Source organism: Oryzisolibacter sp. LB2S (assembly GCF_040732315.1).
GTDB classification, from domain to species: Bacteria; Pseudomonadota; Gammaproteobacteria; order Burkholderiales; family Burkholderiaceae_C; genus Alicycliphilus; species Alicycliphilus soli.
This window is the reverse complement of the sequence record NZ_CP160388.1, coordinates 3,066,455-3,091,458: the sequence shown is the minus strand read 5'-3', so window position 1 is coordinate 3,091,458 and position 25,004 is coordinate 3,066,455. Positions and strand designations below refer to the sequence as shown.

24 protein-coding genes are annotated in these 25,004 nt (G+C 68.4%); 8 read left to right on the top strand and 16 right to left on the bottom strand.

The window, feature by feature from the left end; genetic code table 11:
* Positions 1-23: 23 nt before the first annotated feature.
* The gene (proB, locus tag ABUE11_RS14585; protein WP_367066022.1) at positions 24-1,163 is read left to right on the top strand and encodes a glutamate 5-kinase; all 1,140 of its coding nucleotides are present in this window, start codon (positions 24-26) and stop codon (positions 1,161-1,163) included.
* Positions 1,164-1,214: 51 nt separating this feature from the next.
* On the opposite strand, the gene ABUE11_RS14580 is transcribed toward proB, so the two are convergent.
* The gene (locus tag ABUE11_RS14580) at positions 1,215-1,889 is read right to left on the bottom strand and encodes an RNA pyrophosphohydrolase (protein WP_367066021.1); all 675 of its coding nucleotides are present in this window, start codon (positions 1,887-1,889) and stop codon (positions 1,215-1,217) included.
* A gap of 90 nt (positions 1,890-1,979) precedes the next feature.
* Here ABUE11_RS14580 and ABUE11_RS14575 point away from each other — a divergent pair, with 90 nt between their 5' ends.
* Positions 1,980-3,725, top strand: a complete 1,746-nt coding sequence (locus tag ABUE11_RS14575; protein WP_367066020.1) for a proline--tRNA ligase — start codon at positions 1,980-1,982, stop codon at positions 3,723-3,725.
* Positions 3,722-4,363 (top strand): lytic transglycosylase domain-containing protein, encoded by a 642-nt coding sequence (locus tag ABUE11_RS14570; protein ID WP_367066018.1) that lies wholly within the window; start codon positions 3,722-3,724, stop codon positions 4,361-4,363. The genes ABUE11_RS14575 and ABUE11_RS14570 overlap by 4 nt, the downstream gene beginning before the upstream one ends.
* Here ABUE11_RS14570 and ABUE11_RS14565 read toward each other — a convergent pair.
* The 6 genes from ABUE11_RS14565 to hemA all read right to left on the bottom strand — a co-directional run bounded on the left by ABUE11_RS14565 (position 4,339) and on the right by hemA (position 10,641).
* A complete protein-coding gene (locus tag ABUE11_RS14565) occupies positions 4,339-5,673 on the bottom strand; it encodes a hemolysin family protein (RefSeq protein WP_367068830.1) in 1,335 nt (444 codons plus the stop codon). The two genes, ABUE11_RS14570 and ABUE11_RS14565, sit on opposite strands and share 25 nt — an antisense overlap.
* A gap of 38 nt (positions 5,674-5,711) precedes the next feature.
* Positions 5,712-6,719, bottom strand: a complete 1,008-nt coding sequence (locus ABUE11_RS14560; protein ID WP_367066017.1) for an AAA family ATPase — start codon at positions 6,717-6,719, stop codon at positions 5,712-5,714.
* A gap of 136 nt (positions 6,720-6,855) precedes the next feature.
* Positions 6,856-7,185 (bottom strand): Grx4 family monothiol glutaredoxin, encoded by a 330-nt coding sequence (grxD, locus tag ABUE11_RS14555; RefSeq protein WP_367066015.1) that lies wholly within the window; start codon positions 7,183-7,185, stop codon positions 6,856-6,858.
* Between the two features lie 71 nt (positions 7,186-7,256).
* Entirely contained in the window at positions 7,257-8,090 is an 834-nt protein-coding gene (gene prmC, locus ABUE11_RS14550; protein ID WP_367066014.1) for a peptide chain release factor N(5)-glutamine methyltransferase, read from the bottom strand.
* Between the two features lie 57 nt (positions 8,091-8,147).
* Positions 8,148-9,227, bottom strand: a complete 1,080-nt coding sequence (gene prfA, locus ABUE11_RS14545) for a peptide chain release factor 1 (protein ID WP_367066012.1) — start codon at positions 9,225-9,227, stop codon at positions 8,148-8,150.
* Positions 9,228-9,327: 100 nt separating this feature from the next.
* The gene (gene hemA, locus ABUE11_RS14540) at positions 9,328-10,641 is read right to left on the bottom strand and encodes a glutamyl-tRNA reductase (RefSeq protein ID WP_367066011.1); all 1,314 of its coding nucleotides are present in this window, start codon (positions 10,639-10,641) and stop codon (positions 9,328-9,330) included.
* Positions 10,642-10,714: 73 nt separating this feature from the next.
* On the opposite strand from hemA, the gene ABUE11_RS14535 reads away from it, so the two are divergent.
* A complete protein-coding gene (locus ABUE11_RS14535; RefSeq protein WP_367066010.1) occupies positions 10,715-10,993 on the top strand; it encodes a hypothetical protein in 279 nt (92 codons plus the stop codon).
* Positions 10,994-11,014: 21 nt separating this feature from the next.
* Here ABUE11_RS14535 and ABUE11_RS14530 read toward each other — a convergent pair whose 3' ends face one another.
* Positions 11,015-11,434, bottom strand: coding sequence for a cupin domain-containing protein (locus tag ABUE11_RS14530; RefSeq protein WP_367066008.1), 420 nt, complete (start codon positions 11,432-11,434; stop codon positions 11,015-11,017).
* Between the two features lie 116 nt (positions 11,435-11,550).
* On the opposite strand from ABUE11_RS14530, the gene ABUE11_RS14525 reads away from it, so the two are divergent.
* Positions 11,551-13,062: a winged helix-turn-helix domain-containing protein gene (locus tag ABUE11_RS14525; RefSeq protein WP_367066006.1), complete on the top strand. Its 1,512-nt coding sequence runs from the start codon at positions 11,551-11,553 to the stop codon at positions 13,060-13,062.
* Positions 13,063-13,091: 29 nt separating this feature from the next.
* On the opposite strand, the gene ABUE11_RS14520 is transcribed toward ABUE11_RS14525, so the two are convergent.
* A complete protein-coding gene (locus tag ABUE11_RS14520; protein WP_367066005.1) occupies positions 13,092-13,982 on the bottom strand; it encodes a LysR substrate-binding domain-containing protein in 891 nt (296 codons plus the stop codon).
* 111 nt (positions 13,983-14,093) lie between these two features.
* Here ABUE11_RS14520 and ABUE11_RS14515 point away from each other — a divergent pair, with 111 nt between their 5' ends.
* Both ABUE11_RS14515 and ABUE11_RS14510 read left to right on the top strand, forming a co-directional pair.
* The gene (locus ABUE11_RS14515; protein ID WP_367066003.1) at positions 14,094-15,080 is read left to right on the top strand and encodes a tripartite tricarboxylate transporter substrate binding protein BugE; all 987 of its coding nucleotides are present in this window, start codon (positions 14,094-14,096) and stop codon (positions 15,078-15,080) included.
* On the top strand, positions 15,080-15,979 hold the full coding sequence (locus tag ABUE11_RS14510) for an N-formylglutamate amidohydrolase (protein ID WP_367066002.1): 900 nt from the start codon (positions 15,080-15,082) through the stop codon (positions 15,977-15,979). The genes ABUE11_RS14515 and ABUE11_RS14510 overlap by 1 nt, the downstream gene beginning before the upstream one ends.
* 32 nt (positions 15,980-16,011) lie before the next feature.
* Here ABUE11_RS14510 and ABUE11_RS14505 read toward each other — a convergent pair whose 3' ends face one another.
* The gene (locus ABUE11_RS14505; RefSeq protein WP_367066000.1) at positions 16,012-16,476 is read right to left on the bottom strand and encodes a MarR family winged helix-turn-helix transcriptional regulator; all 465 of its coding nucleotides are present in this window, start codon (positions 16,474-16,476) and stop codon (positions 16,012-16,014) included.
* A gap of 89 nt (positions 16,477-16,565) precedes the next feature.
* Here ABUE11_RS14505 and ABUE11_RS14500 point away from each other — a divergent pair, with 89 nt between their 5' ends.
* Entirely contained in the window at positions 16,566-17,375 is an 810-nt protein-coding gene (locus tag ABUE11_RS14500; protein WP_367065999.1) for a siderophore-interacting protein, read from the top strand.
* Between the two features lie 73 nt (positions 17,376-17,448).
* On the opposite strand, the gene ABUE11_RS14495 is transcribed toward ABUE11_RS14500, so the two are convergent.
* From ABUE11_RS14495 to ugpB, 6 genes are all read right to left on the bottom strand, one after another.
* Positions 17,449-19,875, bottom strand: a complete 2,427-nt coding sequence (locus tag ABUE11_RS14495; protein ID WP_367068829.1) for a DUF3772 domain-containing protein — start codon at positions 19,873-19,875, stop codon at positions 17,449-17,451.
* Positions 19,876-19,991: 116 nt separating this feature from the next.
* Complete coding sequence (ugpQ, locus tag ABUE11_RS14490) at positions 19,992-20,774, bottom strand: glycerophosphodiester phosphodiesterase (protein ID WP_367065998.1); 783 nt, start codon at positions 20,772-20,774, stop codon at positions 19,992-19,994.
* Positions 20,774-21,781, bottom strand: a complete 1,008-nt coding sequence (gene ugpC / locus ABUE11_RS14485) for a sn-glycerol-3-phosphate ABC transporter ATP-binding protein UgpC (protein WP_367065997.1) — start codon at positions 21,779-21,781, stop codon at positions 20,774-20,776. The genes ugpQ and ugpC overlap by 1 nt, the downstream gene beginning before the upstream one ends.
* A gap of 61 nt (positions 21,782-21,842) precedes the next feature.
* Positions 21,843-22,691: a sn-glycerol-3-phosphate ABC transporter permease UgpE gene (gene ugpE / locus ABUE11_RS14480; protein WP_367065996.1), complete on the bottom strand. Its 849-nt coding sequence runs from the start codon at positions 22,689-22,691 to the stop codon at positions 21,843-21,845.
* 7 nt (positions 22,692-22,698) lie between these two features.
* Entirely contained in the window at positions 22,699-23,580 is an 882-nt protein-coding gene (gene ugpA / locus ABUE11_RS14475; protein WP_367065995.1) for a sn-glycerol-3-phosphate ABC transporter permease UgpA, read from the bottom strand.
* Between the two features lie 72 nt (positions 23,581-23,652).
* On the bottom strand, positions 23,653-24,966 hold the full coding sequence (gene ugpB / locus ABUE11_RS14470) for a sn-glycerol-3-phosphate ABC transporter substrate-binding protein UgpB (protein WP_367065994.1): 1,314 nt from the start codon (positions 24,964-24,966) through the stop codon (positions 23,653-23,655).
* Positions 24,967-25,004: the final 38 nt, after the last annotated feature.

Genomic DNA, 25,004 nt, shown 5'->3' with positions numbered 1-25,004 from the left:
CGGAAGCACATTTTCGAGATTACATGGTTTCCAGTGTCTTGCGCGACGCGCGTCGCATCGTGGTCAAAGTCGGCTCCAGTCTCGTCACCAACGAGGGACGTGGTCTGGATGAGGTCGCCATCGGTGAGTGGGCGCGGCAGCTTGCGGCCCTGGTTCGTGGTGAGGGCGGTGTGCCGCGCGAGGTCATCATGGTCTCGAGTGGTGCGGTGGCCGAGGGCATGAAGCGCCTGGGCTGGGCCAGGCGGCCGGGTGAGCTCCATGAGCTGCAGGCTGCTGCCGCCGTCGGGCAGATGGGCCTGGCGCAGATGTACGAGACCAAGCTGCGCGAGCAGTCCATGGGCAGCGCACAGGTGCTGCTGACCCATGCCGATCTGGCCGACCGCGAACGCTATCTCAACGCACGCTCTACCCTGCTCACCCTGCTGGAACTGGGCGTTGTGCCGGTGATCAACGAGAACGACACCGTGGTCACGGACGAGATCAAGTTCGGGGACAACGACACCCTGGGCGCGCTGGTGGCGAACCTCGTGGAGGCCGACGCCCTCATCATCCTGACCGACCAGAGGGGGCTGTATACCGCCGACCCGCGCAAAGACCCCGGGGCCGAGTTCGTGCACGAGGCCAAGGCGGGCGATCCGGCGCTCGAACGCATGGCGGGCGGCGCCGGGTCCGGCATAGGCAAGGGCGGCATGCTCACCAAGATCATCGCCGCCAAGCGGGCCGCGGGATCGGGTGCGTCCACCGTGATTGCCTGGGGGCGCGAGCCCGACGTGCTGCTGCGCCTGGTCCAGGGCGAGTCCATCGGCACGCTGCTGGTCGCGCAGACGCAGAAGCAGCAGGCGCGCAAGCAGTGGATGATGGATCACCTGCAGCTGCGTGGCTCCGTGACCGTGGATGCGGGCGCCGCCGTCAAGCTGTGCGATGAGGGCAAGAGCCTGTTGCCCATCGGCATGGTGGCGGTGGAGGGTGACTTTGTGCGCGGCGACGTGATTGCCGTGCGCGATGCGGGCGGCACGGAGATTGCCCGTGGGCTGGCCAACTACGCCAGTGCCGAGGCGCGCCTGCTCTGCCGCAAGCCGTCGTCGGAATTCGAGCGCCTGCTTGGCTATGCGGCCGAGCCCGAGATGGTGCACCGGGACAACATGGTGCTGTCCCTGCGCTGATCGGTCGGTCGAGCAAACCTTGCGGCGCAGGGGGCGCAGGGGTGGTCTGGGCTACTTGTGTTCGGGCTGGCCGGATGCGTTCGTCAGCGGTGCCGGCGCGCTGTTTTGCGGATCGGGGTCGAAGCTGGCGCCGGGCGGCAACTCCATGCCCGGTTTGATCAGCAGCGAGCCCGCACGATGTGCTGCGGGTTGATTGCCCTGGGCCTCGCCCCGCGCGCGCATGCCGCTGCGCAGATAGCGGTTGCGCTGGTCGTGGCGCGGCAGAAAGCGTGCCAGCTCGGTCAGCGCCATTTCATAGACGCCGCGCTTGAATTCGACCACCACGTCCAGCGGCACCCAGTAGTCGTTCCAGCGCCAGGCGTCGAACTCCGGGTGGTTGGTGGCACGCAGGTTCAGATCCCAGTCGTGGCCCAGCAGTTGCAGCAGGAACCAGATCTGTTTCTGGCCCCGGTAATGGCCGCGCGCGTCGCGGCGGATGTACCGGTCTGGCACCTCGTAGCGCAACCAGTCCCGGGTGCGGGCGATCACACGTACCTGGCTGGGCTGCAGTCCTACCTCTTCGTGCAGTTCGCGGAACATGGCCTGCTCCGGGTTTTCTCCGCGGTCGATGCCGCCCTGAGGGAACTGCCAGCTGTGGGTGCGAATGCGCTTGCCCCAGAATACCTGGTTCTTCTGGTTGAGCAGGATGATGCCGACGTTTGGGCGGAAGCCGTCCCGGTCGAGCATAATCTAACCCCAATTCTTTATAACTGTGGTCATTATGCACGCTGCCCAGCACGCGGCAAGCGAAGCCCCCGCAGTTGCCGAGTGCGTTCGATGAAAGCTTCCCAATTCTTCATTTCCACCCTGAAAGAGGCCCCGGCCGACGCCGAGGTCGTCAGCCACAAACTCATGACCCGCGCGGGTCTCATCAAGAAGCTCGGGGCCGGCATCTACAACTACATGCCCATGGGCCTGCGCGTGATCCGCAAGGTCGAAGCCATCGTGCGCGAGGAAATGAACCGCGCCGGTGCCGTGGAATGCACCATGCCCGTGGTGCAGCCCGCCGAGCTGTGGCAGGAGACGGGGCGCTTCGAGAAGATGGGCCCCGAGCTCCTGCGCATTCAGGATCGCCACGGGCGTGACTTCGTCATACAGCCCACGAGTGAGGAAGTCGTCACCGACATCGCGCGCCAGGAGCTGCGCAGCTACAAGCAGCTGCCCAAGAACCTCTACCAAATCCAGACCAAGTTCCGTGACGAGCGCCGTCCGCGATTTGGCCTGATGCGTGGGCGCGAATTCATCATGAAGGACGCCTACAGCTTCGACCGTGACCAGGCGGGCGCCAAGGCCAGCTACCAGGTCATGGCCCAGGCCTACCGGCGCATCTTCGACCGCTTTGGCCTGACCTACCGCGCCGTGGCGGCCGACTCGGGCGCCATCGGCGGCGATCTGAGTGAGGAATTTCAGGTGATTGCAGCCACGGGTGAGGACGCCATCGTCTACTGCCCGGGCAGCGACTACGCGGCCAACATGGAAAAGGCGGAGGCCCTGGCGCCCGCCGGCCCGCGTCCCGTCGCCGCCGCGGCCATGACGCGCACGCCCACGCCGGGCAAGGCCACCTGTGCCGAGGTCGCCGAGCTGCTCGGCGTGCCGCTGCAGACAACCGTCAAGTCGCTGGTGCTGGCCACCGATGAAACCAATGAGGCGGGCGCGATCATCAAGAGCCAGGTCTGGCTGCTGCTGCTGCGCGGCGACCACGACATGAACGAGATCAAGGTCTCCAAGGTGCCGGGGCTGGACAAGGGCTTTCGCTTCGCCACCGTGGCCGAGATCGAGGCGCATTTCGGCGCCAAGCCCGGTTACCTGGGCCCGATCGGCCTGCGCCAGCCGGTGAAGATCGTCGCCGACCGCGAGGTCGCCGTCATGGCCGACTGGATCTGCGGCGCCAACGAAGAGGACTTTCACATCACCGGGGTGAACTGGGGCCGCGACCTGCCCGAGCCCGACCTTGTGGCCGACCTGCGCAACGTGGTTGCCGGTGATGCATCGCCCGACGGCAAGGGGGTGTTGGCCATCGAGCGCGGCATCGAGGTGGGCCATGTGTTCTACCTGGGCACCAAGTACTCCAAGGCCATGAACGCCACCTTCCTGGGCGAGGACGGCAAGCCCGCCTTCTTCGAGATGGGCTGCTACGGCATAGGCATCACGCGCCTGCCTGCGGCTGCCATCGAGCAAAACCATGACGAGCGCGGCATCATCTGGCCCGACGCGATTGCGCCGTTCACCGTGGTGATCTGTCCCATCGGCATGGATCGCAGCGAGGCCGTGAAGGCCGAGGCCGAGCGAATTTACGAGGCGCTGCTGGCCGGCGGCGTGGACGTGATCCTCGACGACCGCGGCGAGCGCCCCGGCGCCATGTTTGCCGACTGGGAGCTGATCGGTGTGCCGCACCGCATCACCATTGGCGACAAGGGCCTGAAGGAAGGCCAGGTGGAATACCAGCATCGCCGTGACGCCGCTGCCACCAAGGTGGGCGTGGACGCCATCCTGGCCCATGTGAAGGAGCGTCTGGCCGCATGACGGCCCGCCTGCCGCGCCGTGCCTGCCTGGCTGCATTGGCCAGCGTCCCGGTCGCCTGCCTGTTGCCTGCGGCGGCCCATGCGGGCGGACAGCTCGAAGAGCCGTTGATCGATTCGGTGCGCACGGCGCTCAGTTCCGCCGTGGCCGATCTGGCGCCGCCCGAGCCGCTGTTTGCCACCACCGAGGCGCGGCTGGCCTACCTGCGCTGGCTCGGCGCGATGAGCGATCGCCTGCGCCGCAGCAAGCCGAGCTGGGAGGTGCGGCGCGATTTTTTGCAGACCGTCTGGTATGAGTCCAAGCGCGCAGGGCTGGATGTCTCCCTGGTCATGGGCCTGATCCAGGTCGAGAGCGCGTTTCGCAAGTTCGCCGTCTCCAGCGTGGGGGCGCGTGGCTACATGCAGGTCATGCCGTTTTGGAGCCGCACAATTGGCGATGGCGACCCGGGCAAGCTGTTTCACATGCAGACCAATCTGCGCTTTGGCTGCGTCATCCTGCGCCACTATCTGGATCGTGAACGGGGTGACCTGTACCTGGCGCTGGGCCGCTACAACGGCAGCCGCGGCAAGCCGGCCTATCCGAATGCCGTGTTTGCTGCGCAGCGCCGCTGGCAGCTTCAGGATGTGGCTGCTGGCGCCTGAACCATGTCGCCGTCCTGCGGCGCGTGATCGATGCGCGTGACCATGACCTGGTCGATGCGGTAGCTGTCCACGTCCAGCACCTCGAACTTGTAGCCGCCCACGCTCACGCTGTCCGTGCGGCGCGGCACGCGGCGCAGCATGACCATGAGAAAGCCCGCCAGGGTCTCGTAGTCTCCGGCATGCGGCAGCTCGTCGAGCTGCAGCACATGCAGCACATCCTCGATGGGCGCGGTGCCGTCGATGAGCCAGGAGTCGGCGTCGCGGCGCACGATCTGCTCCTCGTCGGCGGGGCCCACCAGATCGCCCATCACGGTGCTCATCACGTCATTCAGGGTGACCACGCCCACCACGCGGCTGTACTCGTTGACGATGACGGCGAAATCCTCGTGCACCTGGCGGAAATGCGCCAGCACCTCGGCCAGCGAGAGCTGGTCGGGCAGGATCAGCACCTTGCGCACCAGCGCATCGTCGGCCAGCGACATGGGCTGGTTGTTGAGCGCGCGCTGGAACAGGTCCTTGGCGTCCACATAGCCCACCACATGATCGATGTCGCCGTCGCACACGGGGTAGGTCGAGAAGGGCTCGGCCGCGATGCGCGCGCGGATCAGCTCGTCGCTGTCGTCGCGCCGGAAGAAGGCGATGCGTTCGCGCAGCGTCATGGCCGAGGTCACGCCGCGCGAGTCGAGCTCGAACACGTTGGCAATCACCTGCTGCTCGGGCGCGGCCAGCGCGCCGTCGCGCGCACCGGCCTCGGTCATGGCCAGGATGTCCTCGGGCGTGATGCGGTTGTCGCGCTGGCTCGGCAGGCCGCTCAGGCGCAGCAGCAGGTCGGCAGCACGGCTGTAGAACCATACGATGGGCTTGAACAGCCACATGCAAGTCTGCATGGGGCGCACCACGCGCAGCGCGACCGCCTCGGGGTGGGCCATGCCCAGGCGCTTGGGGCACAGGTCGGCGAACAGGATGAACAGCGAGGTGACGGCCAGGAAGGAGGCCATGAAGCCCAGGGTCTGCGCCGACTCCTCGGGCAGCCACAGCGCCAGCAGGGCGCCCAGGTAGGGGCTGAGCGCCCCCTCGCCCACGATGCCGCCGAGGATGGCGACGGCATTGAGCCCGATCTGCACCACGGTGAAGTATTCGCCGGGCTGCTCCTGCATCTGCAACACGCGCGCGGCGCGTGCATCGCCTTCGTCGGCGAGCTGGCGCAGGCGCAGCGGGCGCGATGCGGCCAGCGAGATTTCGGCCACCGAGAAAAAGGCGCTGGCGGCAATCAACAGGGCAATGAGGAGCAGGCTGTGGGTCAATGTCAGGGTCATGGGCGCACCATGACGGGCAGTTTAGCCGCTGCCTATTGCATGAAGCCGATACGCCCCTTGCCCGGGGCGGCGTGCGGCAGGTCCTGCACCTGCACGCGTTCGCGCTGCTCCAGGCGCGCATTGCCAAAGCCGGTCATGAGGGCGCGGCGCATCTCGCGCGGTGGCATGTGGGCCAGCAGGTCCAGCACATCGGGCGCGGCCTCGGGCTCGAAGTGGCGGCCCCAGTCATGCTCGCCGCGGATGCTGCGGTACAGGCGCCGGGCAATGGCGCGCGCCTGCTCGGCGTTGGGCGGCTGCACCGCAAACACGTTCATGCGGTTCAGGATGGGGTCGGGGATGGCACGCTCGTCGTTGGCCGTGGTGATCCAGATGACCTGGCTGGCGTCTATGGCCACGTCGGCAAACTCGTCCGTGAAGCTCTGGGCCGTGTCGTGTTCGAGCAGCGCGTAGAGCGCGCCCAGCGGGTCGTACTGCGCGTCGCCCGCGGCCTTGTCGATCTCGTCGACCACGATGACCGGGTTGGCGTATTCGCCCTCCACCAGGGTCTCGAACACCTTGCCCGGGCGCGCGCCCTTCCATTGCGAGGACGAGCCCGACAGCAGCCAGCCGGCGGTCATCGAGCTCATGGGCACGAGGTTCATGCCCGTGCCCAGCAGCGCCGCGAGCTGGCGCGCGAAATGTGTCTTGCCTATGCCGGGCGCGCCCAGCAGCAGCATGGGTGTGACCTCCAGCCCGTCGCTGCTGTCCTGCGCCAGCGCCACCTGGCGGCGTACGTCGTCGAGCACTTCGGTGAAGTTGGGCAGTTCCTCGTAGAGCGGCGCCATGTCGGGCACGCCCGAGGGCTTGACCTGAAAGCGCTCGGGGCCGCGCTCGAGCATGCGCTCGTACACCGTGCGCAGTTGCTCATGCTCGCGCTGTGCGGCGCCATCCTGCAGCCGCGCGAGCTTGCGCGCCACATCCGCCGGGCGGAACACGTTGCGCATCTGGGCTACCGGCAGGCTCAGCGCGGGGGCTTGCGGAACAAGGCTGCGGCTGGTCATGGCGTCCTCCCCTGGGCAATGGCTGATTCATTCAATCACAGCGGGGGACGGCCGGTTGTCGGAAAAACCCCGTAACGCGGCCACAAAAAAGCCGCTCCGGGGAGCGGCTCCTGGGCGCGGCGTGGGGCCGTGCGCGTCAGGCCTTGTCGGCCTTGCCCAGCAGCTGCTGCAGCTCGCCCGACTCGTACATCTCCATCATGATGTCCGAGCCGCCGATGAATTCACCCTTGACGTAGAGCTGCGGAATCGTGGGCCAGTTGCTGAAGTCCTTGATGCCCTGGCGGATCTCGTCGTCCTCGAGCACGTTCACCGAGGCGATGTCCTTGGCATCGACGCCGCAGGCCTTGAGGATTTGCACGGCGCGGCCCGAGAAGCCGCACATGGGAAAGCTCGTGTTGCCCTTCATGAACAGCAGAATGTCGTTGGCCTTGACCAGTTGTTCTATGCGTTGCTTGACGTCGCTCATCGAATACTCCTGAAGTGGGGGCGGCCTGGCAGGCCGGTCAACCCATGATTATTTCATTGTGGGCGATAGCCCTACTGGTGGCCTGCCGGCAGCGACCCGCCGCTGCAGCGCACCATGCCGGCCAGATCGCGCCGTCCCTGCACCTGGGCAAAGCCCGCTGCGCGCAGGAGCGCCTGCACGGCCTCGGCCTGGTCCCAGCCATGCTCGAGCAGCAGCCAGCCACCGGGCGCCAGCCGCGCGGGCGCCTGGGCGACGATGGTGCGGATGTCATCGAGGCCGTCGGCGCCGCTGGCCAGGGCAGACAGAGGCTCATGGGTGAGCGCCGCCAGGTGCGGGTCCTGCGCCGGGATGTAGGGCGGGTTGCTGACGATGGCATCGAACGGCCCGGCCAGGCCGGCGAGCCAGTCGCCGCGCACGCATTGCACGGCCAGGCCGAGCCGCTGCGCGTTCGCGCGGGCCACGGCCAGGGCCTCGGCGCTTGCGTCCACGGCCAGCACCTGCGCGTCGGGGTGCTGCTGCTGCAGTGCCAGGGCGATGGCACCGCTGCCCGTGCCCAGGTCGGCCACGCGCGGGGCGGGGCAGGGGGCGAGTACCTCCAGCGCCCATTCGACCAGGGTCTCGGTGTCCGGGCGCGGGTCCAGCACGCGCGCGTCGACCTGCAGCGCCAGGCCGTAGAACTCCTTGTGGCCCGTGAGGTAGGCCACGGGCTCGCCCGCGGCGCGGCGCGCGCACAGGGCCTGCCAGCGTGCCAGGGGCTCGCCCGTCAGGGCGTCGCCGTCATGCGTGAGCAGCCAGGCGCGGTCGTGGGTGGCCCGGCCCAGCGCATGCAGCAGCAGCATCTGCGCGTCGATGCGCGCCAGGCCCGCGGCCTGGGCCTGGGCGAGCGCCTGGGCGATGGTGGTCATGGATGCTTCAATGTTGATAGCTTCTTGCGCTTGTATGGAGGGCGCTACAGGCCAAAATCATTCCAAACCAAGCTCGGCCAACAGCTCGGCCTCGCGCGCGTGCTGCAGGGCCTCAAGCACGTCGCCGAGCTCGCCCTCCATCACGGCCAGCAGCTTGTAGAGCGTGAGGTTGATGCGGTGGTCGGTCAGCCGCCCCTGCGGGAAGTTGTAGGTGCGGATGCGGTCGCTGCGGTCGCCTGAGCCGATCAGGCCCTTGCGCAGCGCGGCCTCCTTGGCGGCGCGCTCGCTGCGCTCCTTTTCCTGGATGCGCGCCTGCAGCACGGCCAGGGCCTTGGCCTTGTTGCTGTGCTGGCTGCGCCCGTCCTGGCATTCGGCGACGATACCCGTGGGGATGTGCACCACGCGCACGGCCGAGTCGGTCTTGTTGATGTGCTGGCCGCCGGCGCCGCTGGCGCGGAAGGTGTCTATGCGCAGGTCGGCGGGGTTGAGCGTGATGGCGGCCTGCTCATCGGGCTCGGGCATCACGGCCACAGTGCAGGCGCTGGTGTGGATGCGGCCCTGCGTCTCGGTGGCGGGCACGCGCTGCACGCGGTGGCCGCCCGACTCGAAGCGCAGCGCGCCGTACACGTTGTCGCCCTCGACGCGCAGCACCACCTCCTTGTAGCCGCCGAGCTCGCTCTCGTTGGCGCTCATGACCTCGACCTTCCAGCCCTGGGTGGCCGCGTAGCGCGTGTACATGCGCGCCAGGTCGCCAGCGAACAGGGCCGACTCGTCACCGCCCGTGCCGGCGCGGATTTCGAGGAAGGCGTTGCGCGCGTCGTCGGGGTCCTTGGGTAGCAGCAGGCGCTGGAGCTCGTCCTCGAGCTGCACCAGTTCGGCCTCGGCACTGGCGATTTCTTCCTGCGCCATCTCGGCCATGTCGGGGTCATCGAGCATCTCGCGGGCGCCGGCCAGGTCGGCCTCGCGTTGCTGATAGCGCGCGTAGCGGCCGGCGACCTGGGTCACCTCGGCATGCTCGCGCGAGATGCTGCGGTACTGCTGCATGTCGGCCATGATGTCTTCGCGCGAGAGCAGGAAGTCGAGTTCCTGCAGGCGCTGCGCATAGCGCTCCAACTGGCTGCGGAGAAAGGGTTTCATCAAACAAGAAAAAGAGGTTTGCTACTGATTAAGTAGCTGCTTGCGCTTGACTGGCAAGCGTTGGATGCCGATTTGGCTTGTGGTGTGACGGCGGGCGCCGCTACAGCCCGTTCTTGCTGTGGGTGCGCAGGAACAGGCGCGAGACCGTCTGCGCCGTCTGGGCGCGCGCGTCGGCGTCGCCCGCGCGCAGTTCGGCCATGGTGCCGTGCAGCATCTTCTGCGTGAGGCCGCGCGAGAGGGCCTCGAGCACGGTGTCTATGTCCTCGCCCTTGGCCAGCAGCTTCTTGGCGCGCGCGATCTCCAGCGCCCGCCATTCGTCGGCCTGGCTGTTGAGCTGCTGGATCAGTGGCACCACGCCGCCGCCCGTCTGGCCGGCCGGGCTGCGCAGATCCAGCCAGTGCATGAAGCTCTGCACGCCCGCGTCGATGATGGCCTCGGCCTGGGCCACGGCCGCCTGGCGATTGGCCTGGGCGGTCTGCACCACGCCGGCCAAGTCGTCCACGGTGTAGAGGTACACGTCCTCGAGCTGCTGGACCTCGGGCTCGATGTCGCGCGGCACGGCCAGGTCGACCATGAAGATGGGGCGGTGGCGGCGTTTCTTGAGCGCGCGCTCGACGGCGCCCAGGCCGATGATGGGCAGGCTGCTGGCCGTGCAGCTGATGATGGCGTCGTACTCGTGCAGGTGCTCGGGCAGGTCGGCCAGGCGCATGACCTCGCCGCCAAAGCGCGTGGCGAGCTTTTCGCCGCGCTCGAGCGTGCGGTTGGCAATGGTGATCTGTTTGGGGTTCCTGGCCGCGAAATGCGTGGCGCAGAGCTCGATCATCTCGCCCGCGCCCACGAACAGCACGCGGATCCTGGACAGATCCTCGAACAGCTGGCCCGCCAGGCGCACGGCGGCGGCCGCCATGCTGATGCTGTGCGCGCCGATGTCGGTGCTGGTGCGCACCTCCTTGGCCACGGCAAAGCTGCGCTGGAACAGCTGGTTGAGCGTGGTGCCGAGCGCGCCCGCGCCCTCGGCGGCGCGTACGGCGTCCTTCATCTGACCAAGGATCTGCGCCTCGCCCAGCACCATGGAGTCGAGCCCGCTGGCCACGCGGAAGGCGTGGCGCGCGACCAGGCCGCTCTCAAGCGTGTAGGAATGCGAGCGCAGCAGCGAGGGGCTCACGCCGCCGCTGGCGGCCAGCCAATCCAGCGTGTGATCGAGCGCCGGCGTCTGGGCGGCGCAGTACACCTCGGTGCGGTTGCAGGTGGAGATGATGGCGGTCTCCACCTCGGGGTGGCGCCCCGCGCCCTGGGCCAGCGACTGGCGCAGGGCCTGCAGCGTGGGCGCCATCTGATCCACGGCGAACGCAAAGCGTCCGCGCAGATCCAGCGGTGCGGTGTGGTGATTGATGCCAAGGGCCCAGACTGCCATGGGGGGCGATTATAAAATCGGCAGCGCAATCGGGCATGCTGCGGTGCTTTTGCTTGATTTGCATCATGTTTTCATGTCTGCCCTGGCCGCCCTCAACCACCTGCTGAACTTTGCCGCGCCGGCCGCCGCGCTGGCCGTGCTGCTCGTGCTCTGTGGCCATGTCTTTATGCGAAATCTGGCCAAACCCCACGGCTGGATTGCGCCAATAGCTATCAATTTTGCGTCCGGCTGCCTGGCCTTGGGCGCGGGCCTGGTGCTGCTCGGCCGCGACGGCCGCATGCTCACCTACGCGGCACTGGTCCTGGCCTGCGCCAGCAGCCAGTGGCTGGTGCTGCGCGGCTGGCGCGGTTGAGGCCTCGCCGCGCAGCCTGCGTCAGGGCACGAGGGCGTCGAGCTCGGGATGCATGACGACGCTCTCCTGGGCGGTGGGCTCGTTGCGTACGCCGATGAACACCGCCGGCAGCTGCGCGCTGCGGTTGACGGCGACATGCGGGACATTGGCCGGGATGAACAGGTAGTCGCCCGCCTGCGCGCGCTCGCAGTGCTGCAGGCGCTCGCCGGTCCAAAGCTCCACGTCTTCCCCGCTCAGCAGGTAAAACGCCGATTCGTGCCCCTCGTGGATATGGGCCCGCGTGCGTTCGCCGGGGCCCAGCGTGACCCGCCCGAGGAAGATGGCCCGCGCGCCCACGGTTTCCCTGCTGATGCCCGGGGTGTAGACGCTGCCTTGCGCGCTGCGATAGGACGCCGCGCCGCGGATCACCCGGCCCGTGGACAGTTCTGTATGGACTTGCATGGCGAACCTCCTCAAGGATGTGGGAATCCCCATTTTGGGTGGCTGGGTGTGGCCGGTCATGCAGCCCACGCCAAAGACTTGCAAAGAATTTCCAAGCCGGGATGACAATCACCCGAATGGAACCGCACTTGCGCTTCGGCGCCTTTGAGCTGGACACCGTCAGAGGGATCCTGTTGCGGGACGGCTCGCCCGTTGCGCTGGGGGGCCGCGCGCTCTCGGTGCTGCAGGCGCTGGTGCGCGCGGGCGGACGGATCGTCACCAAGGACGAGCTCATGGCCGCGGCCTGGCCCGGTGTCGTGGTCGAGGAGGCCAATCTGTCCGTGCAGATCGCGGCCCTGCGCAAGGTCCTGGCGGCCTCGCCCGAGGCGGGCGACTGGATAGCGACGGCGCCGCGTGTCGGCTACCGATTTGCAGGCCCGTTGCGGATCGGCGTGGTGCCGGCCGACAGGCCCTCGATCGCCGTCCTGCCCTTCGGCAACCTGAGTGCCGACGCCGGGCAGGACTATCTTGCCGACGGCATCACAGAGGACATCATCGATGCGCTGGCGCGCTACCGATGGTTCTCCGTGCTCGCGCGCCATTGCAGCTTTGCGCTCAGGGACAGTTCGCCCGGCGCGCAGCGGCTGGCGCACGAGCTCGGCGTGCGCTACCTGCTCGAGGGCAGCGTGCGCCGGTCGGGCGAGCGCATCCGCGTCGCCGTGGCCCTCAGCGATGTGCCGAGCGCCAAGCAGATCTGGGCCGAGCGGTTCGAGTTCGCGCTCACGGACATGTTTGCGGTGCAGGATCGGATCGTTGAACAGGTCGCGGGCGCGATGGAGCCAGAACTGCTCAGGCGCGAAGCATGCGTCGCGCTTGCACGCCGGCCCGGCGCCAGCGTGACGGCCTGGGATCTCGTGCGCCAGGGCACGCTCGCGTTTCACCAGGTGGCGCGCGAATCCCACCTTCGTGCGCGCACGCTCTTTCGGGAGGCTATTGCGCGCGACCCCGATCTGGCGCAGGCGCATGTCTGGCTCGCGCGGGTGTCCGCCGGCATCGTGGCCTATGGCTGGAGCGCAGATTCGCGGGCCGACACGCAGGAAGGGCTCGCGGCCGCGTTCGCGGCGATCCGCTGCGACGAGCGCAGCCCATATGCGCATTACGCGCTGGCCATCGTCAGCGCCTATGCGGACGAGCCGGCGCAGGCCGTCCGCGCCGCCACCCGCGCCCTCGAGCTGAACCCGAGTTTCGCGCTCGGCCACCTGGTGCTTGGCATGGGGCATCTCTTTGCCGGCCATCCGCGGGAGGCCATCGGTGCGCTGGAGCATGGCCTGGGGCTCAATGCCTACGATCCACAGAACTTCGTCTGGTACAACCTGCTGGCCTTCGCACGCTACTTCGCCGGGGCGTTCGAGGCCGCGCTGCACGCCGCAGAACGCGCCTGGGACATTCGCCCCACCTGGCGCCCTGCGCTGGAGCTCATGGCCTGCTGCCATCTCGCCCTGGGCGACCAGCGGGCCGCCATGCAGTGCGCGGTAAGGATGTTGTCCCTGCCGGCCCCTACCGACTGCCTGCTCGTGCCCCTGGACCGGGGCTACCCGCGGTGGCGCGAGCGCATGGACGCCGCCCTGCAATCCATCGCCCGGCCCTGATCCCGGCTGACGCGGGCCGGGGGCGAGAGTCACGCCGCGGCCTGCTCGAGCAACCACGCGCGCAGGTCCTCCAGCGCTGGCTGGGGCGCGCGCCCCTTGGGGCGGCACAGGTGGTAGCCACGGTCGAGCAGCACGGGCCGGTCCATGGTCAGGGCGATGCGCCCGGCGGCCAGCTCGGGCTCCACCAGGGCGCGCTGCACCACGGCCACGCCCAGGCCGGCGATCACGGCCTGCACCAGCAGCGACACCAGCTCGAAGTCCGCGGCCGGCACCAGCGGCCCATGGGCGCAGCCCACGCCGGCAAACCAGCGCGCCCAGTTGTCCGGGTAGTTGCTGTGAAACAGCAGCGGCCGCGTGAGCAGGTCGGCCGGCGTGCGTATGGCCTGCGGGCCCTGCAGGTCCGCGGGGCGGCAGATGGGCACGAGCTCGCGCCCTACCAGGTAGTCGGTTGCCAGGCCCGCGGGCCAGTCGCTGCGGCCCACGCGAATCCAGGCGTCGATCTCGGGTGCGGTGAGCGGGTCGTCGCGCCGGTAGGGCGCGAACGACAGGGCAATGTCCGGGTGGCGCGCCCGAAAATCGGGCAGGCGCGGAATCAGCCAGTGACTGAACAGCGAGGGCGCGACCGACAGGCGCAGCTGCCGCGGGCCGCGCCGCTGGCGCAAGGCCAGCGTGGCCGACTCGATGGTGGCCATGGATGGCCCCACGGCGTCCAGGTAGCCTGCACCCGTGGGTGTGAGCACGCTGTGCCGGCCCTCGCGCGCGAACAGTGCCACGCCCAGGTGCTCCTCGAGCCGCGCGATGGCGCGGCTGATGGCGCCCTGGGTCACGCACAGCTCCTCGGCCGCACGCGAGAAGCTGCCCAGGCGTGCCGCAGCGGCGAACGCGTGCAGCTCGTGCAGTGATGGGGAGTGAATGCGCATGCGGCCAATATATGAGCATTGGTAATGGGTGCGCGCCATTTTGTCGCTTTTCGTTGCAGTGGCGCTGGCCAAGAATGCGCCTCACCCACGTCATTGAACAGGAGTTCCCCCATGGCATTGCGCCGCACCCTGCTGTCCACCCTGACCGCCTGCGCCACGGTCGCCGCCCTCACGCCCCTGGCGCATGCCCAGTCGGGCGACTACCCGAACCGCCCGATCAAGCTGATCGTGCCCTTTGCGCCCGGCGGCACCACCGACATGGTGGCGCGCCTGCTGGCCGACAAGATGGGGCCCATCCTCGGCAAGGTCGTGGTGGTGGACAACAAGGGCGGGGCCGGTGGCTCCATCGGCGCCGACGCCATCGCCAAGGCCGCGCCCGACGGCTACACCATAGGCATGGCCACGGTGAGCACGCATGGCGCCAACCCGGCCCTCTACGCCAAGCTGCCCTATGACGCCGTGAAGGACTTTGCGCCCATCACCAACGTGATGAGCGTGCCCAGCGTGTTCGTGGTCCACCCCAGCGTGCCGGCCAAGACCATGAAGGAGTTCATCGCCCTGGCCAAGGCCAGCCCCGGCAAGTACACCTTCGCCTCGCCGGGCACGGGCTCGCTGGGCCACGCCAACATCGAGAACTTCATGCACCTGGCGGGCATTGACCTGCTGCACATCCCCTACAAGGGCGCGGGTCAGGCGGCCGCCGATGCGCTTGCCGGCCAGGTCACCGCCATGACGGACAACCTGCCCTCCACGCTGGCCAACATCCAGTCCGGCAAGCTGCGCCCGCTGGCCGTGCTGGCCTTCAAGCGCAGCCCGGTGCTGCCCGACGTGCCCACCTATGGCGAACTGGGCTTTGCCGCCATGGGCGACGGTGGCTGGTTTGGTCTGGTGGCGCCCGCGGGCACGCCCAAGGCGATCATCGCCAAGCTCAATGCCGCCGCGCACAAGGCCATGGCCCAGCCGGACTATCTGGAGAAGCAAAAGAGCATCTCCGGTGAGCCCATGGCCAACCAGCCCGAGCAGTTTGCCCAGCAGATCCGCACCGCTATCGAGCGCTACACGGTCGTGGCCAAGCGCGCCAACATCCGCATGGACTGATGGGACGCATGGAGCCGCATGACGACCTGAGCCCCCGGCCGGACGTCCCGGTCGAGGTCTGGCTCCCCACGGGCGCGCCGCTGCCGCTGGTGTGCGACTCGCCGCACAGCGGCACGGCCTATCCGGCCGACTTCGGCCACGCCGTGCCCATGGGCCTGCTGCGCCGCGGCGAGGACACCCATGTGCATCGCCTCTGGCGCAGCGCGCCGGCGCATGGCGCGACGCTGCTCGCGGCGACCTTTCCGCGCACCTACATCGACGTGAACCGCTCCGACACCGACCTGGACCCGGCGCAGATCGACGGCGACTGGCCCGTGCCGCTTGCGCCCGGCCCCAAGACGCGCCAGGGCCTGGGCCTGATCTGGCAGCACATCGTCAAGGACGGCGTGGCCACGCCGCTCTATGCGCGCCGGCGCACCGTGGCCGAGGTACAGCACCGCATCGCGCATTACTGGCGCCCCTACCACGCGCAGCTGCAACAGGCGATTGACGCGAGCGTGCGGCGCTTTGGCTGCGTGTGGCACCTGAACCTGCACTCCATGCCCAGCGACGTGTACCGCCGCCTGGGGCGCGAGGACGCACCACCGCTGGCCGACTTCGTGCTCGGCGACCGCGACGGCACGACCTGCGCGCCCGACTTCGTGCATCTGATCGCCGAGCAGCTGCGCGGCTTTGGCTACAGCGTGGCGCTGAACGAGCCCTACAAGGGCGTGGAGCTGATAGGTCGCATAGGCCAGCCGCGGCTTCGCCGCCACAGCCTGCAGATAGAGATCCGCCGTCCGATCTACATGGACGAGGAGACGCGCGCGCCCAATGCGGGCTTTGCACCGCTGCAGCAGCATCTGGACCGCTTGCTGGCGTGCGTCGCGGCCTATGTGCGCGAGCAGCCGCCGGCCTGAATCCCCGGGGAAGGGCGCAGGGGCGGCCGGGGTCAGCGGGGCGCGCCCTGCGCGTCAGGCCCCTCGAGATTGCGCGCCATCTGCCGCAGCTGCGCGAGCAGGCGCTGCTGGTCGGCGCCGTCGCTGCCCTGCAGCATCTGCCGGCCCAGGGCGGAGCGCTGTGCGCCCAGTTGCACGAACAAGGCCTCGCCCTGGGGCGTGAGCCGCAGCGCGCGGCTGCGCCTATCCTGGGCGTGGGGCAGGCGCTCGAGCCAGCCGCCTTGCTCGAGTTCATTGAGCGTGCGCGCCACCAGCGCCTTGTCGGCATGGGTGTGGCCGACCAGGTCCTTGTGCGTGCACAGCGGCTGGCGGCCGACGAACAACAGCACGCGCAGCGCGCCGGGCTGCAGCGTGCAGCCCAGGCGCTGCGCCGCGGTGCGCATGCGTGTGCGGTAGGCATGCACCAGATCGTGCAGCGCATCCAGCAGGTCGGCGGTGGACGGGGGCAGGGCGGTCATGTGGATGAATGAGAATGATTGTCATTGACTCGGGGTGCCGGAGCCGTTATATTGTTGACTAAATCAACATTTAGCGGAAGCCCTGTCCCATGTCCTTGAGCCCCGAAGTCTCTGCCGTCCCCGATGCCTGGCGTGTCGAGCGCGTGCGCCATGCGTTTGCCGCGCGTCACATGCAGTTGCTGTCGCGTGAGGTGGTCAGCCCCGGCTGTCTGCGTCTGACGCTGGGCGGCGCGGATCTGTCGACGTTCCGCAGCGACGGCTTTGACGACCATGTAAAGGTGCTGTTTCCCGTGGACGGGCAGGAGCGTCCGCTGCTGCCGCGCCTCGTGGACGGCCGCCCGCATTTCGACGCGGGCGAGCGTCCCGTGGCGCGGGACTTCACGCCCCTGGTCTGGAATGCGTCCAAGGGCACGCTGGTGCTGGAGTTCGCGCTGCACGAGTGGGGCCCCGCCGCCGAATGGGCGCGCAACGCCCCCATGGGCCAGTGGCTGGGCATTGCCGGCCCGCGCGGCAGCATGGTGGTGCCCGCGGATCTGCCCTGGCACTGCCTGCTCGGTGACGCGAGCGCCTTGCCCGCAATTGAGCGGCGCCTGGCCGAGCTGCCCGCCGGCACCACGGTCACGGTGCGCGTGCAGCTTGCGGATGCGGCCGATCGCCGCCCGCTCGCGAGCGCGGCGCGGCTCGACCTGCAATGGGTGGATGACCTGGCGCGCGCGGCGCGGGACCTGCACCTGCCCGAGGGCGACGGCTTCATCTGGGCCGCGGGCGAGCATGGCGACATGGCCGCGCTGCGCCGCGAACTGTTGGCGCGCCCCGGCGTGAACCCCCGCCGCATGCGCATATCGGCCTACTGGAAGCGCGGCATGGCGGCGCACCATGAGGAGCTGGTCGAGAACTGACCATTGGTAAAAAATGGCTGCAGCGCTTGATGGTAAAGCGCTGGCAGCTATGAAAAACGGAGTCAGCCGATCTTCAGGCCGGCTGCGCCGGCGGGCTTGACTCGGCAGTGCCGCTGGACGGGGACACCGTCGTGGTGGCCGGCGGCGACAGGGCCATGTCGGCCCCGCGCAGCGCGTCGAGGATGGCGAACAGCATGTCGCTCCTCACGCCGCTGACCCGGCGCGGGCTGCCCACATAGCCTATGGCCAGAAAGGTCAGCGTGCCGTTCTGAACGCCCTCCAGCGTCACCGAGGGCGCGGGGGCCTGCAGGATCTCCGGGTGCGTCTCGAAGGTCTGCAGGATGAGCTCGCGCATGCGCCGTGCGTCGGTATCGAGCGGTGCGGGCAGGCGCAGCAGCACGCGGCCCTGGGCGCTGTCCAGGGTCATGTTGCGCACGGTCTTGGTGATGAATTCCGAGTTGGGCACGATGACGGTGGAGCGGTCGGCGAGCTGGATCTCGGTGGCGCGCACGTTCACGCGGCGCACGTCGCCCTCGGTGTCGCCCAGCACCACCCAGTCGCCCACCTTCACGGGGCGCTCGGCCAGCAGGATGAGCCCGGAGATGAAGTTCTGCACGATGGCCTGCAGGCCAAAGCCAATGCCCACCGACAGCGCGCTCGCGACCCAGGCGATGCGCTCCACGCTGATGCCCAGGCCGGCCAGCGCCGCCGCGATCACGATCACCGCGCCCACATAGCCGAGCAGCGTGGTGATCGAGCTTTGCATGCCCGGCTCCAGCGTGGTGTGGGGGAAATAGCGCGCGCTCAGCCATTGCTTGAGCAGCCTGATGCCCAGAAAGCCCGCGGCCACCACGGCCACGGCCGTGAGCAGGGCCTGGGGCGACAGCGTGAGGTCGCCAATGCGCAGGCTGTGGTCCACCGTGGTGCCACGGCGAAAGAGTTCGTCCGGGTCCGTGCCCAGCGGCGCCATGAGAGCGACGCCCATGTAGAAGAACAGCAGCACGCGCAGCACGCCCGAGGCCAGCACCGCCGTCTGATCGAGCAGCCGCGCCTCCAGCCCCAGCACATCGCGCACGCGCGCGCCGAAGCTGCCCCTGGAGGACAGCAGTGCATCGCACAGGTCGTCGCCCAGCTGCATCAGCAGGTAGGTGGAGGCAAACACCACGCCCGACCACACGACCTGGCGCGTCACTGTGCCCGCCAGGGCCACGAAGCCCAGGGCCAGGGCCACGATGGCCACGCCCACGGCGATACCCGCGGCCGCGAGGATCAGGCCCAGCCACAGAGGGCGGCCGTCATCCCTGGCCGCGTCCGCCGCGCCGTCTGCGCCAGCGCCGGTATCGCCGTGCCCCGGCGTGGCGCGGATATGGCCCAGGGCCGCGCCTACGTTGAGTGCCAGCAGAAGCGCGAACAGGGCCTGCACCAGCGCCTCGGCCGAGAGGCTCACGCCGACGATGGCGTTCAGGTCGGCCATGAAGGTGCCCAGTGCCGAGAGTCCGGCAATCCACCAGGGAAAGGGGCTCAGGCGCCGCGCCAGGTCGTCGGAGATGGGCAGCAGGCGCCAGGAGCTGCGCCGGCGCAGCAACAGGGCATGGCCCAGCGCGACGACGAAGCTGGCATAGATAGTGGCGCGCAGGCTGGCCTGCTGCAGCGCGTGCAACGCGTCGCTGCTCACACCCCCGAGCGTGATGGCGCTCCAGGCCAACTGCAATGCCGTGCCGATGATGAACACATGGGTCAGGATGGCGACGGCGGCCAGCAGCGTGCGCCGCAGTCTGGCCGCAGGCAGGCGCAGGGGCAGCGCGCGCATCAGCAAGCGTTCGGCGAGCGACGGCCCGGCCAGTGCCAGCAGCAGCGCCAGCGCCAGGTGGCCGAACATGCTGGCGCGCTGCGGCGACTTGAGCGTGGCATCGAAGGCTGCGCGCAGGTCCGCACCCAGGGCCTGCAGGCGCGCGGCGTCGCGCGGCGCGGCGTTGCGCAGGTTGCGCCAGAAGCTCGGGCTCAGCGGCGATTCGGTGCGCATGGTCAGCGCGGCGCGGAACTGCGCACGCCGCTGGCGCACGAGGTCGGCGCCGCGCTGCTCGGCATCGACGGCGACCAGCCGCGCGAGCTTGAGCTCCGCGTCCACGGCGCTGCGCTGGCGGGTCAGGGCCTTGCGCTGCTCGGCCACGTCGGGGGCGTCGGCGGGCGCGCCCTTCTCGGGTGCCGGGCCCAGGCCTTCGAGGCGCTTGTCCAGCTCGGCCAGCTCGCCGCTGCGCCGGGTCACGATGCGCTCGGCCGCCTGGCCGATGGCGTTGATGTCGGCGAGCGTGGCGCGCCCGTCGTCATGCTCGTCGAGTTCGGCCGGTATGGCGTCGAGCTGCCTGCGCAGGTCATCGACCTGGGCCAGGGGTGTGCCGTCGCTGCTGCCCAGGTCGGCCGCGACCGCCGCGGCGCCGGGTGCGCTCCGGCCCTCTGCGGCCGCGGGCTGGGCGACCAGACACAGCAGCCAGGCGAGCATCAGGCCGACGAGCCAGCGCAGCATGGGCCGGGTCGGGTGAGCGGGGCAGGCGGGGGCCGTCGTCAGGCGGGGGCAGTGGCTGCGATTCATGGGCGCATTGTCGGCCCGCGCGCGGTTCAGGCCGGCGAGAACAGGTCCACGCGGTCGGTGATGATGCCGTCCGTGCCCAGCTGCACGAGGCGCTCGGCCGCCCATTCGTCGTTGACGGTGTAGCTCAGGCAGCGCATGCCGCTGCCATGCACGCGGGCGACCAGGGCCGCGTCCCACAGCGCGTGGTTGAGCACCATGGCCCGGCAGCCCAGGCGCAGGGCGGTCTGCACGTCGGCCGCCCCGGCCGCGCCGGCACCGTCATTGGGGCTGGCGTCGGCCAGCCGATCCACGAGGAGGCCGCGTGGCAGCTCGGGTGCGGTCGCCTGGGCGGCGGCCAGCGCCTCGGGCTTGAACGAGGTCAGCAGCGGTGGCACGGCCGCAGCCGGCCAGATGCGTGCGAGCAGCTCGGCCACGGCGCGGCCCGTGGCCTCCTCCTGGCCCGGCGTGGGCTTGATCTCGACGTTCAGGTGGTGGCCATTGGCCAGGCAGTAGCGTGCCAGCGCCTGCAGAGTGGGGATGGGCTCGCCGGCGAAGGCGCGCGAATGCCAGCGGCCGGCATCGAGCTGTGCGAGCGCGCCCATGGGCAGGGCGCCGGCCAGGCCCTGGCCGTCGGTGGTGCGCTCGAGCGTCGCGTCATGCAGCAGAAAGAGCACGCCGTCGCTCGAGAGCTTGGCGTCGCACTCGAACATGCGATAGCCATGCTGCGCGCCCAGGCGGAAGGCGGCCAGGGTGTTCTCGGGTGCGAGCTTGCCCGCGCCGCGGTGGGCAATCCAGCGGGGGTAGGGCCAGGGGGGCAGGGGGGTGTTCATCAGATTCTCTTGCCGGTTTCCAGGTTGAACCAGTGCAGGCGGTCCTCGCGCGGCAGGATCTGCGTGGCCTCGCCCGCGCGCGGATAGGGGCGGCCCTCCTCGACGCGCACGGTGACGTCTTCGCCGCCCACCTTGCCGTAGAGCAGGCGCTCGGCGCCGAGCAGCTCCACGGTCTCGACCTGGAACTGCCAGCCGCCCGCGTCCACCAGATCGATGTGCTCGGGCCGGATGCCGAGGATGCGCCCGGGCTGTCCGCCCGGCGCGCTCTTGAGCAGGTTCATGGGCGGCGAGCCTATGAAGCCCGCGACGAAGGTGGAGGCCGGCTGGTGGTAGACCTGCTCGGGCGTGCCGAACTGCTCCACGTTGCCAGCGTTCATGACGATCATGCGCTGCGCCAGCGTCATGGCCTCGACCTGGTCGTGCGTGACGAACAGGCTGGTGATGCCGAGCTCGGCGTGCAGCTTCTGGATCTCGATGCGCGTCTGGCCGCGCAGCTTGGCGTCGAGGTTGGACAGGGGTTCGTCGAACAGGAACACCTGGGGTTCGCGCACGATGGCACGGCCCATGGCCACGCGCTGGCGCTGGCCGCCCGAGAGCTCGCGCGGCTTGCGCTCGAGCAGGTGCGACAGCTCCAGGATCTGGGCGGCCTTGTCCACGCGGCGGCGAATTTCCTCCTTGGGCACCTTCGCGAGCTTGAGGCCGTAGGCCATGTTGTCGTAGTTGCTCATGTGCGGGTAGAGCGCGTAGTTCTGGAACACCATGGCGATGTTGCGCCGGGCCGGCTCCAGATCGTTGACGCGCCTGTCGCCGATGAACAGATCGCCGCCCGTGATTTCCTCCAGGCCCGCGATCATGCGCAAGAGCGTGGACTTGCCGCAGCCCGAGGGCCCGACGAGGACGATGAACTCACCATCCTTGATCTCGGCGTTCACGCCATGGATGACCTGGTTGGCCTTGGGTCCGCTGCCATAGCGCTTGATGATGTTCTTGAGGGATATGGATGCCATGTTTGCAATGAATTTGATAGCTGTTGGCGCTTGTTAGTAGGGCGCTGGTAGGCGATTTGGCTTACTTTTCGGTATCCACCAGGCCCTTGACGAACCATTTCTGCATCAGGATCACGATGGCCGTGGGCGGCAGCATGGCGATGATGGCCGTGGCCATGACGATGTTCCAGTCCACCGCGGCCTCGCCGCCGGCGAGCATGCGCTTGATGCCTATGACCACGGGGTACATGTCCTCGCTCGTGGTCATGAGCAGCGGCCACAGGTACTGGTTCCAGCCGTAGATGAACTGGATCACGAACAGCGCCGCGATCGAGGTACGCGACAGCGGCACCAGAATGTCCTTGAAGAAGCGCATGGGCCCGGCGCCGTCGATGCGCGCGGCCTCCACGAGCTCGTCGGGCACGGTGAGGAAGAACTGGCGGAACAAAAAGGTCGCCGTGGCCGAGGCGATCAAGGGCAGCGACAGGCCGGCGTAGCTGTTCAGCAGGCCCAGGTCGGCCACCACCTTGTAGGTCGGCAGAATGCGCACCTCCACGGGCAGCATCAGCGTGATGAAGATGGCCCAGAAGCACAGCATCTTGAACGGGAAGCGGAAGTACACGATGGCGAACGCCGACAGGAGCGAGATGGCGATCTTGCCCAGCGTGATGGTGATGGCGACGACGAAGCTCACCCACATCATGCGCACCACCGTGGTGTTGGAGCCGAGCTTGCCCGAGCCCACGAGCGCCGCCTGGTAGTTCTCCCAGAGATGGGCGCCGGGCAGCAGCGGCATGGGCGACTGCACGATGGCGCTGGCCGTGTGCGTGGAGGCGACGAGCGCCAGGTAGAGCGGGAAGGCGACGATGGCCACGCCCAGGATGAGCACGGCATGCGAGAGGATCGTCAGCCAGGGATTGCGGTCAACCATGGGGGCCTCAGTACTGGACTTTTTTCTCGACGTAGCGGAACTGGATCACGGTCAGTGCCACCACGATGAACATCAGGATCACCGACTGCGCGGCCGAGCCGCCCAGGTCCAGCGCCTTGAAGCCGTCCTGGTAGACCTTGTAGACCAGGATGGAGGTGGACTGGCCCGGCCCGCCCTGGGTTGCGGCGTCGATGATGCCGAAGGTGTCGAAGAAGGCGTAGACGATGTTGATCACCAGCAGGAAGAAGGTGGTGGGCGAGAGCAGTGGCAGCTGGATGTTCCAGAAGCGCCGCCAGGGGCCGGCACCATCGATGGCGGCGGCCTCGATGAGCGCCTTCGGAATCGACTGCAGGCCCGCGAGGAAGAACAGGAAGTTGTAGGAGATCTGCTTCCACACCGAGGCGATGACGATCAGCGCCATGGCCTGGTTCTCGTTCATGATGTGGTTCCACTGGTAGCCCAGCTTGCCCAGGCCGTAGGTGACGACGCCGATCGAGGGGGAGAACAGAAACACCCAGAGCACACCCGCGATCACCGGCGCGATCGCGTAGGGCACGATCAGCAGCGTCTTGTAGATCATGGCGAAGCGCACGATGCGGTCGGCGAAGATCGCCAGCACCAGCGCCAGCACGATGCCTATGCCGGCCACCAGCACCGAGAACAGCGCCGTGCGCTGGAAGGAGTTGAGGTAGGACTCGTCGTCGATCAGGCGCGCGAAGTTGTCCAGCCCCACCCATTCCACGCTGGTGCCGAACGCGTCCTCCATCTGAAAGGACTGCAGCACCGCCTGAAAGGCCGGCCAGAAGAAGAAGATGCCGATGATGAGGAGCTGCGGCGCTATCAGCACCCAGGGCAGCCAGGCGGAGCGGAACAGTACGCGTTTTTCCATGACGGTCACATGCAAAAAAACCGCCGCAGGCCCGTGGGGCCTGCGTGCGGCGGGGTGGGGCGGGCGTGCCGCTTACGGCCGGTAGGACTTCTCGAAGCGGGCGAGCAGCTCGTTGCCGCGGCTCACGATGGCGTCCATGGCCTCCTTGGCGCTCTTCTTGCCGGCCCAGACCTGCTCCATTTCCTCGTCCTCGATGACGCGGATCTGCACATAGTTGCCCAGGCGGATGCCGCGCGAGTTGTCGGTTACCTTGCGCACCATCTGGTTCACGGCCACGTCGGTGCCGGGGTGCTTCTCATAGAAGCCGGACTTGTTCGTCAGGTCGTAGGCGGCGGTGGTGATGGGCAGATAGCCCGTGCGCTGGTGGCTGGCCGCCTGCACCTTGGTCTGCGACAGGAACTCGAAGAACCTGGCCACGCCCTTGTATTCCTCGGGCTTCTTGCCGGCCATGACCCACAGCGAGGCGCCGCCGATCACGGTGTTCTGCGGCGCGCCCTTGACATCGGGGTAGTAAGGCAGGGAGGTGATGCCGTAGGCGAACTTGGCGTTCTTGGCCACGTCGCCGTAGAAGCCCGAGGAGGTCTGGATCATCGCGCACTCGCCCGACACGAACGAGGCCTGCGCGGCCGAGCCGCGGCCCTTGTAGACGAACTCGCCGTTCTTGGCCAGCTTGGCGAGATCGTCGATGTGGCGCACATGCAGCGGCGAGTTGATCTTCAGGCGCGCCTTGTAGCCATCGGCCGCCAGGCCGTTCTTGTGCGTCGCAAATTCCACGTTGTGCCAGGTCGAGAAGGACTCGAGCTGCGTCCAGCCCATCCAGGCCAGCGTCATCGGGCAGCTGTGGCCGCTGGCCTTGAGCTTCTTGGTCGCCTCGAACACCTCGGGCCAGGTGGTGGGCGGCTTGTTCGCGTCCAGGCCGGCCTTCTTGAAGGCGTCCTTGTTGTAATAGAACACCGTGGTCGAACTGTTGAACGGGAAGCTCAGCATCTGGCCGTTGGGCGCCGTGTAGTAGGCGGCCACGGCCGGGATGTAGCCCGCGGGGTTGAAGTCCGCGCCCGCGTCCTTCATGACCTTGGCCACGGGCACGGTGGCGCCCTTGCTGGCCATCATGGTGGCCGTGCCGACCTCGAACACCTGCAGGATGTGCGGCGCATTGCCCGAGCGGAACGCGGCAATGGCGGCCGTCATGGATTCGTCATACGCGCCCTTGAACACCGGCACGACCTTGTAGGCGCTCTGGCTGGCGTTGAACTCCTTGGCCAGGTCGTTGACCCATTCGTTGTTCACGGCGGTCATCGAATGCCACCACTGGATCTCGGTCTGTGCCTGTGCGGTCAGGCCCGTGGCGAACAGGCATGCGGCCAATCCCAGTTGTTTCAGTTGCATGGGTACTCCTTGTGGATGAACAAATGACATGAAGCCGG

Coding starts and splice junctions, on each gene's coding strand:
- proB (WP_367066022.1), top strand. CDS start 24: ATGGTTTCCAGTGTCTTGCGCGACGCGCGTCGCATCGTGGTCAAAGTC.
- ABUE11_RS14580 (WP_367066021.1), bottom strand. CDS start 1,889: ATGCTCGACCGGGACGGCTTCCGCCCAAACGTCGGCATCATCCTGCTC.
- ABUE11_RS14525 (WP_367066006.1), top strand. CDS start 11,551: ATGGAACCGCACTTGCGCTTCGGCGCCTTTGAGCTGGACACCGTCAGA.
- ABUE11_RS14515 (WP_367066003.1), top strand. CDS start 14,094: ATGGCATTGCGCCGCACCCTGCTGTCCACCCTGACCGCCTGCGCCACG.
- ABUE11_RS14535 (WP_367066010.1), top strand. CDS start 10,715: ATGTCTGCCCTGGCCGCCCTCAACCACCTGCTGAACTTTGCCGCGCCG.
- ABUE11_RS14570 (WP_367066018.1), top strand. CDS start 3,722: ATGACGGCCCGCCTGCCGCGCCGTGCCTGCCTGGCTGCATTGGCCAGC.
- ugpB (WP_367065994.1), bottom strand. CDS start 24,966: ATGCAACTGAAACAACTGGGATTGGCCGCATGCCTGTTCGCCACGGGC.
- ugpQ (WP_367065998.1), bottom strand. CDS start 20,774: ATGAACACCCCCCTGCCCCCCTGGCCCTACCCCCGCTGGATTGCCCAC.
- ugpA (WP_367065995.1), bottom strand. CDS start 23,580: ATGGAAAAACGCGTACTGTTCCGCTCCGCCTGGCTGCCCTGGGTGCTG.
- hemA (WP_367066011.1), bottom strand. CDS start 10,641: ATGGCAGTCTGGGCCCTTGGCATCAATCACCACACCGCACCGCTGGAT.
- prfA (WP_367066012.1), bottom strand. CDS start 9,227: ATGAAACCCTTTCTCCGCAGCCAGTTGGAGCGCTATGCGCAGCGCCTG.
- ABUE11_RS14510 (WP_367066002.1), top strand. CDS start 15,080: ATGGGACGCATGGAGCCGCATGACGACCTGAGCCCCCGGCCGGACGTC.
- ABUE11_RS14500 (WP_367065999.1), top strand. CDS start 16,566: ATGTCCTTGAGCCCCGAAGTCTCTGCCGTCCCCGATGCCTGGCGTGTC.
- ABUE11_RS14505 (WP_367066000.1), bottom strand. CDS start 16,476: ATGACCGCCCTGCCCCCGTCCACCGCCGACCTGCTGGATGCGCTGCAC.
- ugpC (WP_367065997.1), bottom strand. CDS start 21,781: ATGGCATCCATATCCCTCAAGAACATCATCAAGCGCTATGGCAGCGGA.
- prmC (WP_367066014.1), bottom strand. CDS start 8,090: ATGACCACCATCGCCCAGGCGCTCGCCCAGGCCCAGGCCGCGGGCCTG.
- ABUE11_RS14560 (WP_367066017.1), bottom strand. CDS start 6,719: ATGACCAGCCGCAGCCTTGTTCCGCAAGCCCCCGCGCTGAGCCTGCCG.
- ABUE11_RS14575 (WP_367066020.1), top strand. CDS start 1,980: ATGAAAGCTTCCCAATTCTTCATTTCCACCCTGAAAGAGGCCCCGGCC.
- ABUE11_RS14495 (WP_367068829.1), bottom strand. CDS start 19,875: ATGCTCGCCTGGCTGCTGTGTCTGGTCGCCCAGCCCGCGGCCGCAGAG.
- ABUE11_RS14530 (WP_367066008.1), bottom strand. CDS start 11,434: ATGCAAGTCCATACAGAACTGTCCACGGGCCGGGTGATCCGCGGCGCG.
- grxD (WP_367066015.1), bottom strand. CDS start 7,185: ATGAGCGACGTCAAGCAACGCATAGAACAACTGGTCAAGGCCAACGAC.
- ABUE11_RS14520 (WP_367066005.1), bottom strand. CDS start 13,982: ATGCGCATTCACTCCCCATCACTGCACGAGCTGCACGCGTTCGCCGCT.
- ugpE (WP_367065996.1), bottom strand. CDS start 22,691: ATGGTTGACCGCAATCCCTGGCTGACGATCCTCTCGCATGCCGTGCTC.